This window comes from Virgibacillus ainsalahensis, assembly GCF_055380755.1.
Genome location: NZ_AP043943.1, coordinates 3,775,846 through 3,789,702, shown reverse-complemented (window position 1 = coordinate 3,789,702; position 13,857 = coordinate 3,775,846). Strand labels below are relative to the sequence as shown.

Genomic DNA, 13,857 nt, shown 5'->3' with positions numbered 1-13,857 from the left:
AAAAACACAGGATGCATTCACATGCTCCTGTGTTTTTCTATACTTTATTGAGTACTTATCCCAGAACCGCCCGGTCATTTTCAATCTGTGTACCACGAATCCGCTGAAATTCATGCAACAGATTTCCTACGGTCAGCTCCCGTTTTGCTTCACCACTTGCTTCAAAAATGATTTGTCCCTTATCCATCATAATTAATCGATTACCCAAATCCAAGGCTTGCTGCATGTTATGTGTTACCATCAGTGTCGTTAGTCCGGAGTCACGTACCACATCAGCAGTCAATTTGGTAATTAACTCTGCACGGGAAGGATCCAATGCTGCTGTATGTTCATCCAGCATGAGGATATTTGGCTCCGTGAAAGTAGTCATCAATAGGGAAAGCGCCTGTCTTTCCCCACCCGATAAAAGCCCGACCTTTGCCGTTAAGCGGTCTTCCAGCCCCAGATTTAATGACTCCAGATAGGCACGGAACATTTCTTTGCGCTTTTTTGTCACCCCGAGCCGCAATTTCCTTTTCTTATTTCGGGAAAAGGCCATCGCCAGATTTTCCTCAATTGTCATAGAAGGTGCTGTACCTGCCATCGGATCCTGGAACACTCGTCCTATGAGAGTGGATCGCTTATATTCCGGCAGGTGGACAACCTGTCTCTCACCGATAAAGATATCCCCGACATCTGGTAGAGTAGCCCCGGATATAACATTCATCAACGTAGATTTCCCCGCACCATTACTGCCAATGACAGTAACAAAATCTCCTGATTCCATTTCCAGATTAATATTATCCAATGCCTTTTTCTCATCCGGCGTATTTTCATTAAAGGTAGCTGAAATATTTTTCAATTCAAGCATATTTACGCCCCCCTTATTTGACGATTGAGTTGTTCACGTTTTTGCAACCGGCGTTTTCTTTCTTTTCTTGCCCGGAGAATTTTTGGTGTAATCAGGGAAGCAATTACAATAACCGCAGTGATTACTTTCATATCTCCTGTTTCCAGAAAATCCGCTCTTAGTGCAAGTGTAACGATTATCCGGTAAATAATTGCACCACCAATTACTGCAAGGGTTGCTCTGGCAATCGTCTTCGTGCCAAATAATGCTTCACCAATAATCACAGAGGCAAGACCAATAACAATCATACCAATCCCCATGTTAACATCCGCAAATCCACCCAGTTGAGCAATCAATCCACCGGAAAGCGCGACAAGTCCGTTAGATAAACCAACTCCGATAATTGTCAGTGTATCTGTGTTCGCGGAGAGACTGCGAATCATCCGCTTATTGTCCCCAATCGCCCGAAGTGCCAGACCAACTTCTGTTTTCAAATAAAAATCCGTCAATAGTTTAATAATGAATGTCAATATAAACATAAGAATTACAATCGCCCAGGTTGCGGGCAGCCGTTCCAAACCGAATACGGACAATGCGCCATTAAAAAATGCGTCGATTCCCAGGGCAGCCCAAACCGACTCTAATTGTGTAAATAACGTCGTTTCATTGAGCATTGATAATGTAGGCTGTCCTAAGATTCGTAAATTAATTGAATACAATGCTGTCATCATCAAAATACCGGCCAATAATGCATTGATTTTTCCTTTTGTATGCAATAACCCGGTAATGCAGCCTGCCAAGAATCCTGCAATCACAGCAAGCCCTGTAGCCACAACGGGAGGCAAGCCATTGACAATAGCTATTCCAGCAACAGCAGCCCCCGTTACAAAACTTCCATCCACCGTTAAATCCGGAAAGTCCAGAACACGGAAGGTTAAATAAACGCCTAGTGCCATAAGAGCATAGATAACACCTGATTCAACAGCACCAAATAGTGATAAAAACATAACTCTCCCCCCGTATTATTCATGATGTTGGAAACTAGGCTTCGAAAAGTGTAATCATACACGTTAGTTATAGTTATGCAGTTGGCAAAACTTATGCTTTCCTGACTGCAAGAAATTTCGGATCCAGATTATACACCGGCTCCTTTAAAACACCAATCGATTTATTCCGTTTCAACAAATTCGGCAGTATCATCCCATTCTTCATTCCATTCGACTCCCTGCTCCTCAGCTCCCTCTTTGTTGATAAACAATTGAATCTCCGGTGGATACTCAGCCGGAATATCACTTGCTGTCTTTTCACCTGTTAAAATGTTGGCAGCCATTTCCCCGGTACGGTAGCCTATCGTATGATAATCGATACCGAATGTAGCAAATCCGCCTTTTCCAAGTGAATCGGGCTCCCCAACAATGAGTGGAATATCCTGTTCATTTGCCACACTGGTAACACTATCCAATGCGGAAACTACCGTGTTATCTGTAATAATATAAAATAGGTCCACGTCTTCTATTAACGTTGTCGCTGCCTGTTGGACTTCTGATGAATTCGCCACTGTACGTTCCTCTACCGATATACTCGTTTCCTCTGCGGCTGTCTTTACCGCTTCTACCTGGTTTACAGAATTCTGCTCACCTGAATTGTAGACCATCCCTACAGTTGAATCAGGAAAATTCTCATCAATAAACTCAACAGTTGCTTCAATCTGATCCGGATGAAGGTCGACAACACCCGTTATATTTTCTCCGGCTTCATCCATTGATGGCACCAGCCCGGCATCAACAGCATCAGTAACCGATGTGAAAACAATCGGAATATCGCTTGTTGCCTGTAATGCACCCAACGCACTTGGCGTTGAATTCGCAAAGATTAAATCGACATTATCTGCAACAAACCCATCGGAGATCGGTTTGACATTATTCTGGTCATTTTGCGCACTCTGGAAGTCATACTCTACCTCCAGCCCGGCATCTTCTAATGCATCCTGAAAACCTTCATATGCAACATCAAGTGAAGGATGCTCCACTATTTGGGTTGCTCCTACCGTATAGGTTTCTCCTCCTTCAGATGTAGCCGTATCATCAGTCTGTGCTTCACCTGAATTATCGTTTGAACCGCAAGCTGCTAATATAATAATACTTAATATTGCTAACGCCTGTAAAAGCCTATTCATTTTGCAATTCCCCCTGTTCGAATTATTCAATAAATATTAAACGTGATTATATCATACTTTCTGACTATTATCGATACAATTTTGAAAAAACTTTTACGATTTAAAGCATCTATGTGATAAAGTAGTTAAAAAAGGCTCTTTTCGTTGAAAAAAAGACACTACCAGCTAAAATGTCCTTTACAGGAGTACACTTTAAAGCGGTAATGTCTTTTCTCGGTCACTTGCATATTCCCTTTATTAAATGTTTTATCACCGTTTACTTGTCCTTTATAAACATAGCAACAAACTTTAAGAAAATTGCCTTTCCCAAGCCTTATTTTTTCTTTTTAATCCCAATCACTCTGCCAACTTCTTTCGGCTTCTCGGTTGGTGTATGTGCTTCAGCCAATTCTTTCACATTCGGTAAAATGTTTTGTGGAAACGGTGCTGCTCTTCCTGTAGTCTGGTCCATCCCCATTAACATCTGCTCACTTGTTGCTGCACGCTTGCCGTCCTCGCCATATAATTCGAAAAATACATGTGCACGTTTTTCATCATAATCAATGAATTGCATCCGTACTTCAATTGGCTCGTTCAACTTTAGTTCTGCCAGGTAACAGACATGTGTTTCCAATGTATAGATGGTATAGTTTCTCTCTTCACGGAATTTGTCGCTGATTCCAATCAATTTCATAAATTGGTCGACACCCCAGCTGAATACACGCACATATTCTGCATCATTCATATGACCATTATAATCAATCCACTCTTTGCGAACCTTGTCATTGATAATTACTTTTGCGTTTGACATGCCGTTCCCCCCATTCTACATTTTGCCTTTAATTGTTGCTGCAGGCCAATATTTTTCAAGTAATTCCTGCAGTTCAATCAGAAATTGGTCTCTTCGCTCTTCCATTTCCTCCATCGTTGTACCTTCTGTCTGTTTTTCAGTACCTCTAATCACTTTATCCGCAAGTTCATCGGTTAATTCCGGGGCCTCCAATTTCGTCCATGGTAGCTTCAGTGCCGGTCCGAATTGCTCCAACAGATGCGCCATCCCCTGTTTTCCGCCACCCATATGCAATGTCAGAAACGGTCCCATTAATGCCCAACGCAAGCCGGGGCCATAAACGATGGATGCGTCCACTTCTTCTGTTGTTGCCACACCATCATTAACGATGTGAAGGGATTCCCTCCAGATTGCTTCCATTAATCTGTCTGCAACATGTCCTTCGATTTCCCTTTGAATGACAAGTGGCTTCATCCCGATGTCATTATAGAACGCCTTCGCTTTTTCAATAAAAGTATGCTCCGTTTTCTTTCCGCCAACGAGTTCAACTAGTGGCATTAAATACACTGGATTAAATGGATGGGCGACAATTACCCGTTCAGGGTGTGCTTCACAGTCAGCCTGCAATGTACTTGGCAGGATTCCGGATGTACTTGAAGCAATAATCGCTTCCTTTGGTGCAAACTGATCAATGTCAGCAATAACCTTCCGTTTTAGCTCTTCGCGTTCCGGAACATTTTCCTGAATAAAATCAGCATCTGCCACAGCCTTTTTTAAATCTTTTTCAAAAGATAGATGGTCCATTGAAGCACCTTCTGCCAGCCCGACTTTCTCCATCTGAGGCCATGCACGTTTCACTGCTTCGCGGGTACGTTCTTCCGCTGCAGGATCCGGATCACTCGCTGTGACATGATAACCATTTGCCAAGAAACGGGTTATCCAGCCATTTCCAATAACTCCGGTTCCTACGATTGTAATATTTTTCACTTCTGGTAATGATTCCTGTGCAGTCATATTATTCTACCTTTCCATTTGGATTTCTTAAATTTAAATGCTTCCGCGCTTCAGCTGGTGACATAATATCTGCTCCAAGACTTTGCACAATGCCAACAGCTTTATCTACAAGCTGCTCATTTGTGGCCAATTGTCCTTTCTTCAAATACAGGTTATCTTCCAAACCTACTCTCGCGTTTCCTCCTTGCAGTACGGATTCTGCAACAATCGGCATCTGCATGCGGCCGATACCGAACGCTGCCCAGTCTGCATTTTCAGGGATACGGCTCTTCATATAGGAAATCGTTTCCGCATCCGCATCTGCTCCCCATGGAATCCCTAGGCAGAATTGGTACATTGGATTGCCTTCGACGAGTCCTTCCTGAGCCAATTGGTTAGCAAAACGAATATGTCCTGTATCGAAACATTCCAGTTCAGGTTTTACACCACTATCTTTAATTAATTGAGCTTGTTTGCGAAGCCAATCTGTCGGGCTGAAATATACCTGTTCTCCGAAATTCACACTGCCGCAATCAAGTGTACAAATCTCAGGCTGAAGCAATCCAACTGGTTCATGGCGTTCTTCAGGTGTTTGGATATCTGTCCCTTCCCCACCACTTGTAGGATTTTTCTCGTTCGGGACAAAATCTCCACCACCGCCTGCAGTAATATTTATAATGACATCTGTATCAGCTTCACGAATTCGTTCAACCGTCTCCTGAAAAAGATTAACATCATGGCTCAATTTTCCAGTTTTCGGGTCGCGAACATGGATATGAGCGATTGTTGCTCCCGCTTTAGCTGCTTTTATCGCTGAATCTGCAATTTCTTTCGGTGTTACGGGTACATGTGGACTCTTTTCTGTCGTTTCTCCTGCTCCAGTTACCGCACATGACAAAATAACATTTTTATTCATTATAATCTCCTCCTGTATCATCATTTATATTTTCAGGTATAAAAAGGTAACGAAATGTTCCTTCCAGTCATCATAATCCACCCATTCATTTCTTTGCTGTATTTCATCCCGGGCTTTCTCTGCAGTTAATCAAGTATAAAACTATCCTACTGCCTAAGTGCGAACTTTGGTTTTATCGCCATAAAAGCTTGGGCATTTAGCCAAGTTTCCTAAAAGGTTGTCGGGGGTATTGGTATTCAAGGCGCATGCGCTTTTATTCCCATCTGCTGTTAATTTTTCCAATATGGTGGTTTTTATGATTCGCTTTATACACTTAATTTTCACTTCCCGAACACTTTACCATGCTTTGGAAAAAATTAAAAACAGCATATTGCACCGTATTTTAGAGAATAATAAAGGAAATAGAAAATAGGTCAACGTAAACTTTATAAACAATAAACTTTACAAACTTTATAAATTACACGATTGGTTTTTATCACAACCTCTCAGAAAGGATTTTTATATATGAATTCAAAATTAGTAGACTGGCCAACATTTATTGGAGCATTAATAGTTCTACTGGGCGTTACACTTCCACTTATCTTTTTTCCTGAAGCAGGAACGGAAGTTATCAACATGGCCAACAGCTTTATGACTGGCAATTTCGGTGTATTGTACCTCATTCTAGGGTTTGGGGCTTTTATCTTCCTTTTGTTTGTAGCATTCAGTAAAAATGGGAACATTAAACTTGGAAAAAAGGAATCCAAAAAAGAGTTCGGCACCTTTTCTTGGGCAGCGATGCTATTTTCTGCTGGGATTGGTTCAAGTATTCTTTATTGGGCAATGATTGAATGGGCCTATTATTATCAAGGGCCACCGTTTGGTGCTACACCGGAATCAAATGAAGCAATTGAATGGGCATCTTCGTATGGTATCTTCCATTGGGGGCCTCTTGCATGGGCTATTTATACGTTACCGGCACTTCCCATTGCTTACTTTTATTACGTCCGCAGAAATCCCGTACTTAAAATTAGTGAAGCAGTTCGGCCTGTCTTAGGCAAGCATGTCGATGGACCGCTCGGTGTTGTTATCGATGTCTTATTTATCTTTGGTTTACTCGGAGGAGCGGGAACGACATTGGCCCTTGGTACACCGATGATTGCGGAAGGTGTTAACGAGCTTACAGGACTTGAGGTCACACTCGGACTCCAGACGGCAATCATGCTCTTATGTACGGGTATTTTCGCAGTAAGTGCATATTCCGGCTTAAAGAGAGGAATCAAGGTCTTAAGTGATATCAATTTATGGCTGACTATTTTTATACTTTTGTTCATTTTCATTTTCGGTCCAACTGTTTTTATTAGTGAAACAACATTTACAAGTCTTGGTGTCATTGCGGATAATTTCTTTCGTATGTCCACGTGGCTGGAACCGCTAGCTAATGTAGCTGGTTTTGAGGGTACGGATTTCCCGGAAAGCTGGACCGTATTCTACTGGGCATGGTGGGTTGTTTATGCACCATTTGTCGGTCTTTTCGTTGCCCGTATTTCACGGGGGCGTACCATTAGGGAAATGATCCTTGGAACCATGGTGTATGGAACACTTGGTTGTGTATTGTTTTTCGGCATCATGGGAAACTTCGGCCTTTATTTACAGCTGTCAGGAACATTTGATGTCATCCATCATATGAATGAATTTGGTGCACCTGCTGCTATCATTGCCATCCTTCATCAATTACCAATGGCAAATATCATTGTAGCTGTCTTCACCATCCTTGCCATCATCTTTCTGTCAACAACCTTTGATTCCGCTTCCTATATTCTTGCCGCAGTTGCGCAAAAGAATATTAAGGGTGGAGAGCCCATGCGCTGGCATCGGCTTTTCTGGGCTTTCACCTTGACATTAATGCCACTTGTTCTTATGTATATCGGCGGACTGGAAACGCTGCAGACTGCGAGTATTGTGGCTGGGTTCCCAGTTATGTTCATTATGCTCCTGCTCGCCTGGTCTTTCATGAAAGCATCCAACCGGGACATAAGAGCGGCTAAAAATTACCAGCCGCCAACCATCCATTTGGAACCGAGGGATATTGTTGAACATTCCAGGGATAGAAAACATTAGAAAGCTTGGCTTTTTGGTGGGAAGCGTAACCGCAGTCGCAACCTTTTAGAAAGTAAAAAACAGTCCAAACGTTGTTATACGCTTGGACTGTTTTTTCCCACTCTATTCCACATACTTCCCGTGCTCAGGCACTGCCAATTCTTTAAAATTATTTGCGAGTTCCTCCAATCCTTTGGCAAGCTCTTCTCCTGCCATCGGTACACCATGACCTGTAATAGCCTGCTCGGGTCTTAGCGTCACGAGTTTTTGTACGGATACCTCTGCTGCCTCCCAGTCCGGAGTATAATACCTTGGCGGCCCATTAATTTCTCTTTCCTGTGTCATTACATCAAACATTTCATCCTGTTTCACGGTGGTAAAGGCATCCCCTGCAATAAGTGTCCGATCAGATTCACGGAACAGAGAAATATGACCGGATGTATGGCCCGGTGTATGAATCCATTTCCATCCTGACATTTGGGGGACTGTACCATCAGCAGGCAACTTTTGAATGGAGCCACTTAAATCAACCGGCTCATTCGGGAAAAAACCAGATAATTTTGCGACCAGGCCACCGGCAACTGTTGGATCGGGATCTTGATACCGCCTCTGACCTGTCAAATAAGGAATTTCCGATGTATGTGCGTATACGGGAACTTTCCATTTTTCAACTAACTCTTCTACAGCCCCCACGTGGTCAAAGTGCCCATGGGTTAATATGATTGCTTTTGGCTTTGTCTTTTCACCAAAAAGTTCCTCTGCCTCTGAGATAATTTTTTCAGCAGATGTTGGCATTCCTGTATCAACTAAGACCCAATCGGATGATTTCTCAGGCGCTCCCACAAAGCACAGATTGACAATCTGATTGGTATAGCAATGCACATTTTCAGCTACAATCTGCAGATTACCGCTTCCTACAGAAGTCATTGGCATGTACATATCTTTCTTTCGATTTTCAGCCATTTTTTTACCTCCAATATGTCTTTCAATTAAATTTTACCCAAAGTCAAACCAATTAACCTTAAGTAAAAAACTTTGAGTGCTTTTATTTTTTCAACTGTAGTATTTGCATTGTCTCCAGTCTATTACTTAGGGATATTCCCCAGAAAAAAAGAAGAAGCTGACGAACAGGACTAAAATCTAACAACATTATTTCCTGCCTATATGTAATAAAACCACACCACCAATTCACTGCAAGTGATTTGGTGGTGTGGTTTTATGCTTTTTGCGTTGTATTTCCGCAAATATATCCTCCTGCTCCTCGGGTGGCAGTGGATTACTTGCATTCGTAAGCGTCGATTGATGGAGAAGCTGCTCAATTCTTTCTGTGAGCTGTTGCAGTTCTTTCTTCGTTACAGGCTGTGCTTCTTGTTTTAATACAAATCCCACTTGTCCATTCGGCTCCAGTGTCGCCCATTCCACATCACTGATGCGCTTTACATTATTTACGCGCAGGTTTGTTTCCAGTTGATCCACCGTCATTCTTAAATTCCTTAAATTCTTTTCCTGAATCACACCATTTTCAATGAGAACCTTTGATTTTCCGGTAATCAGATTTTCGAAAAAGTCTCCCTTAATCTGCAGCAGTTCCATGATAACCAATGTTAGTACAAGTATTAACCCTACACCTAATGTCACCCATACATTTTCACCAGCTATCGGCTGGATAAGGAGTGAACCGATTCCGATCATAATCACCGTCTGTGCCAGTGTCATTTGGGAGATTGACTTTCTCCCTGCAATCCGCAGTAAAAATGTTCCACCTAAAATAATGATGACAGCTTTCCAAATCCAGTCAAATTCCATAATCATCAACCTCACTTTGAAGTGACTTCTATTATAGTAGCTTGTCGAATTATGCCGGAATTATTCCCCGGGCAATAAAAAAAACTCACCCCTACCAAGAGTGAGTTCATCATTATAGTTTTACTACATACCAGGATTTTCCCGAGGTATCTGACTCTTCCATCACAGTCAATTTGGCTTGCGGAAATTTCAATTGCAGTTGATTTACTTCTTCATCAGACAATCGCAACTCTCTTTCACTGCTTCCACCTTTAAATGATTCAAGCAAAAATGCTTCAAATTCTTTTTTCTTTATTGCTTTCATCTTTAACCGCCTCACTTCATCAGTTATACGGGTTGTTCACTTCTTCTGATCGTTTCCAATACAATATCCGTTTCGTTGAAGGGGATCTCCCTGTCACCAATGACCTGGGTTGTTTCATGTCCTTTACCAGCGAGCAATATTGTGTCATTCTCCTCGCTAATTTCTATGGCATATTGAATTGCTTCTTCTCGATCCACAACTGCTTGATATACCCCCTGATGCTTGTCCATCGCCTCTGTGATTTCTTTAATAATTAATCCAGGATCAAACTGTTTCGGGTTGTCAGAGGTGACAATTGACAAATCCGCATAGCGGGACGCCACTTTCGCCATGCCAGCGCGTTTACTTTTCCCGCTCTCACTATTATCCGCATAAACACCAAATACCAATAGGAGTCTCCCTTTTACATATGGCCTGATTGTATTTAGTGCTTTCTCAAGGGCCTCTTCTGTATGGGAAAAATCAACAATGACTCTGAAATCCTTATTTTTATATACCATTTCCATGCGACCCTTGATTCCTTCAACATGCTCGATGCCTTTTTGAATGGTTTCAAATGCTATATCGTTCGCATAGGCACATGCAATCGCAGCCAGGCTGTTATACACATTAATCTCTCCGGGGAGATGTACGCTCACATTGAAATTTCCTTCCGGTGTGTTGACTGTGTACGTTGTTCCATCAAATGCATAGTCAATGGATGTTGGATAGATATCAGCAGCGTTTTTTATTCCATATGTAATTAAGCCAGGCTGCTTCTCTTTTACGCGATCAGCTAATTTTCTTCCATATTTATCATCCACATTAATGATGTTAACGTCTTTTGTCATCTCAAATAATTTAGCTTTTGCTTCAAAATATTCATCCATACTCTTGTGTAACTCCAAATGGTCCGGTGATAGATTGGTGAAAATACCGGTGTTAAAGCTTGTAAAAGCAACCCTGTCCAAATCCAGCGCATGTGAGGAAACTTCCATCATACAATTGTCTACACCTGATTCCGCCATTTTGACAAAAGATTTCTGCAGATCCAGGGACTCGGGTGTCGTGTTTTTCGTTTCAATCAGCTTATCATTAATCAATGTACCCATTGTACCAATAACACCAATGGCTTCATTCGCCTCCTCAAAAATAGATTTAATAAAATAAGAGGTGGATGTTTTGCCATTCGTACCGGTTATACCTATCATATTCAACTCGTCTGATGGATTATGATAAAAATTTGCTGACATTCCTGCCAATGCTTTTCTGGAATTGGTTACGCTCAGTACAGTAATATCCTTATGAACAGGGACATCCTTTTCCAGAATGACTGCTGTTGCTCCTTTTTTAACTGCCTCATCAATATACAGATGTCCATCTCCGGTGAATCCTGAAATTGCGACAAACACACTATTTTCCACAACATCTTGATCATTGAAAGCAATGGTCTGTATTTCTACATCTAAATTGCCTTGAATTCTGTCATATTCAAGCCCTTGTACGAGGGAAGATAATAACATTATTTCATCTCCTAAAACATTATCTTTCATTCACACTTACATCGAATCTCCAAGCTGATTACTTACTACTTCTGCAGCATGGTCCATACCCTGACAGCCCGCCAGTAAAATCAGATCCTCTTCCTGTACCTGGGATAGGGATTCATTTATTGCATCAGGCAGCTCATCATATAGAATGACGTTAATATTTGCTTTTTCCATTACGTTTAAAAAAGCTTCTACTTCAGCATCCGTTACTTTATCTTTTTCCGTTGTGTGTGACACACTTCTCGTTGCAATTATTTCATTTATATGAAGCTTTGCAGCCCATTGGGCAATTACTTCAGCATTGTCCCGGTTTATTTCAGGGCCCCTTTGCCCCCTTATAGCATATACCATCCGCAGCTTATTATAATCCATGACTTCAAGCGTACCAAGTGTCACATTAATATTTCCCGGGTTCGCAAAGTGATCATCAACGATCTTGAATTTATCCTCATAAATAAACTGGAACCTTCTCGGCACCCCAGCAAACTTTTTTAATCCCTCCTGAATGTTGGGAACGGAAACGCCGCTTAATAAGCCGACAACAATGGAAACCATGGAATTATAGACAGAATGCAGGCCGGGTACAGCCAGCTCAACCGCAAATTCACCCGGTTCCATTTTTTCATCATTTACGTCAAAGGGCTGTAAAATTTCAAATGTGAATTTAGCCCTGCCTGTACTTAAGTCAAGGTCTTTACAATGTACATGCCCTTCCTTGCTATTCACGCCAAATGAAATTACTTTCGCCTTTGTTTTATCGATGAGTGATGCAGAATACGCATCATCAAGGTTAAGAACCGCAAAGCTGTTTTCGGATGCATCTGTTATCAAGCTGGATTTCACTTCAAAATATTTTTCAAATGAACCATGTGTGTCAACATGCTCTTCACTGATATTGTTCAATGTAACGATATCATAATTGACCGCTTCTACCCGGCGCTGTTCCAATGCCGCAGAAGAGACTTCCATTGTTACATTGGTTACATCGTTTTCCACCATTTCATTTAAATAGTACTGGAGGTCCAGGGACTCCGGTGTAGTCAGTTCTGCCGGAATGGACGTTTCTCCATTTTTAATGTTCACCGTACCAATCAGGCCGGTTTTAAGCCCACCTTTTTCCAGTATAGCATCCACCATATACGAGGTTGTTGTTTTTCCATTTGTGGCGGTAATACCGATCATTTTCAATTTATCAGACGGATTCCCGTAAAAGGCTGCGCCTAAACGCGCAAGGGCTATCCTGCCGTTTTCTACCCGAAACTGCGGAATATCGATATGATCCTGAAATTCTTCTACTACAGCGACTTCTGCACCGCGCTTAGCGGCGTCTGCAAGGTACTTATGTCCGTCTGTCTTGTAGCCACGCACACATACAAATAAATCTCCCTCAGAAACCTTCTGTGAGTGATAGGATACCCCTTTTACATCAATATCATAAATATTCGGATTGTCTGCGAGTTCAACGAATTGAAATAGCTGCTTTAATTTCATTTTTCCTGCCTCCTACGAATAATCACTTGTTATATACATAAGCCTATTCCATACATTGCCCGTTTATTTCAAATATAAATTTCCTCAGATTCGCCATTTTAATTTACGCATATTATACAATACTAAACCAGTAAATTATAGCATAGCCCACCCACGTTTTACCATAGGTAAGAGGTACAAGAAAACTCACCCCGATAAATGAGTGAGTCGAATCGTCTATATATTTGCAGCAATGGACGTATACTCTACTGCCGGTTTTATGTTTTTTCCAGATAATTCAATCGAACGATGTACAAGAACTTCCATGGCATCTATGCAATAAGGCTTGATTTCATCCTTCCATTCGATACAGGATAATTCCGTACATCCTAAGATGATACATTCACACTTTTCCTTATGAATAAGCGTCTCCATAATAGATTCAATCTCGGATGAACAAACCTGCTTGTCCTCTTTTACATTGTAGATTGTGCGCATGATTTTTTCCTGTCCGGTTGTGCTTGGAATACAAGCTTGGAGATTATGGGCATGGATACTTTTTTGATATATCCCACTATTAATTGTTCCATTCGTTGCTAAGATTCCAACTTTTGTATTTGCCCCATGGTTTGCATAAATATAGTTAGCGGTCTCATCAATCATATTGATGATGTTCGCATCTGTCATTTCCTGCATTTCATTATAAAAGTAATGTGATGTGTTACATGGTATAGCAATGTTGGAAACTCCTATTTGATCAAGTACTTCCAAATCTTTTTTAACAGCTCCCAAAAACCGCTCCGCTTTTTGCTCCTGAATAACTTCTGTTCGATCAGGTAATGTGGAATGATTAAGAATAACCATGTCGATATGATCCTGGTCTCTATCTGCATCTGTATGCTCAATAACCTTTTCAAAATAAACCGAAGTCGCCACGGGGCCCATACCTCCGAGCACACCCAACTTTTTATCTTCCATCATCTTCA

Annotated in this window: 13 protein-coding genes; 1 reads left to right on the top strand and 12 read right to left on the bottom strand. The window is 41.5% G+C overall.

The annotated features are described in order from the left end of the window. Nucleotides 1–55: 55 nt before the first annotated feature. From ACZ427_RS18795 to ACZ427_RS18770, 6 genes are all read right to left on the bottom strand, one after another. Nucleotides 56–850: an ABC transporter ATP-binding protein gene (locus ACZ427_RS18795; protein WP_461177300.1), complete on the bottom strand. Its 795-nt coding sequence runs from the start codon at nucleotides 848–850 to the stop codon at nucleotides 56–58. A gap of 2 nt (nucleotides 851–852) precedes the next feature. Further along, a complete protein-coding gene (locus ACZ427_RS18790) occupies nucleotides 853–1,836 on the bottom strand; it encodes an ABC transporter permease subunit (protein WP_461177301.1) in 984 nt (327 codons plus the stop codon). Between the two features lie 161 nt (nucleotides 1,837–1,997). Continuing rightward, nucleotides 1,998–3,005 carry an ABC transporter substrate-binding protein gene (locus tag ACZ427_RS18785; protein WP_461177302.1) on the bottom strand — a complete coding sequence of 336 codons (1,008 nt, stop codon included), beginning with the start codon at nucleotides 3,003–3,005 and terminating at the stop codon, nucleotides 1,998–2,000. Between the two features lie 313 nt (nucleotides 3,006–3,318). Next, entirely contained in the window at nucleotides 3,319–3,795 is a 477-nt protein-coding gene (locus ACZ427_RS18780) for a thioesterase family protein (protein WP_461177303.1), read from the bottom strand. A gap of 15 nt (nucleotides 3,796–3,810) precedes the next feature. Continuing rightward, nucleotides 3,811–4,788, bottom strand: a complete 978-nt coding sequence (locus ACZ427_RS18775) for a 3-hydroxyacyl-CoA dehydrogenase NAD-binding domain-containing protein (protein ID WP_461177304.1) — start codon at nucleotides 4,786–4,788, stop codon at nucleotides 3,811–3,813. 1 nt (nucleotide 4,789) lies between these two features. Continuing rightward, a complete protein-coding gene (locus ACZ427_RS18770) occupies nucleotides 4,790–5,683 on the bottom strand; it encodes a beta-keto acid cleavage family enzyme (protein WP_461177305.1) in 894 nt (297 codons plus the stop codon). 504 nt (nucleotides 5,684–6,187) lie between these two features. Between ACZ427_RS18770 and ACZ427_RS18765 the strand changes: the two genes are divergently transcribed. Then, nucleotides 6,188–7,783 (top strand): BCCT family transporter, encoded by a 1,596-nt coding sequence (locus tag ACZ427_RS18765; RefSeq protein WP_461177306.1) that lies wholly within the window; start codon nucleotides 6,188–6,190, stop codon nucleotides 7,781–7,783. 102 nt (nucleotides 7,784–7,885) lie between these two features. Here ACZ427_RS18765 and ACZ427_RS18760 read toward each other — a convergent pair whose 3' ends face one another. From ACZ427_RS18760 to cuyB, 6 genes are all read right to left on the bottom strand, one after another. After that, entirely contained in the window at nucleotides 7,886–8,725 is an 840-nt protein-coding gene (locus ACZ427_RS18760; protein ID WP_461177307.1) for an MBL fold metallo-hydrolase, read from the bottom strand. A gap of 225 nt (nucleotides 8,726–8,950) precedes the next feature. Then, nucleotides 8,951–9,568 carry a DUF421 domain-containing protein gene (locus ACZ427_RS18755; protein WP_461177308.1) on the bottom strand — a complete coding sequence of 206 codons (618 nt, stop codon included), beginning with the start codon at nucleotides 9,566–9,568 and terminating at the stop codon, nucleotides 8,951–8,953. 112 nt (nucleotides 9,569–9,680) lie between these two features. After that, nucleotides 9,681–9,872, bottom strand: coding sequence for a hypothetical protein (locus tag ACZ427_RS18750; RefSeq protein WP_461177309.1), 192 nt, complete (start codon nucleotides 9,870–9,872; stop codon nucleotides 9,681–9,683). Nucleotides 9,873–9,895: 23 nt separating this feature from the next. Further along, nucleotides 9,896–11,404, bottom strand: coding sequence for a UDP-N-acetylmuramoyl-L-alanyl-D-glutamate--2,6-diaminopimelate ligase (locus tag ACZ427_RS18745; RefSeq protein WP_464883485.1), 1,509 nt, complete (start codon nucleotides 11,402–11,404; stop codon nucleotides 9,896–9,898). A gap of 6 nt (nucleotides 11,405–11,410) precedes the next feature. Further along, entirely contained in the window at nucleotides 11,411–12,892 is a 1,482-nt protein-coding gene (locus ACZ427_RS18740) for a Mur ligase family protein (protein WP_461177311.1), read from the bottom strand. 216 nt (nucleotides 12,893–13,108) lie between these two features. Continuing rightward, nucleotides 13,109–13,852: a cysteate racemase gene (cuyB, locus tag ACZ427_RS18735; protein ID WP_464883484.1), complete on the bottom strand. Its 744-nt coding sequence runs from the start codon at nucleotides 13,850–13,852 to the stop codon at nucleotides 13,109–13,111. Nucleotides 13,853–13,857: the final 5 nt, after the last annotated feature.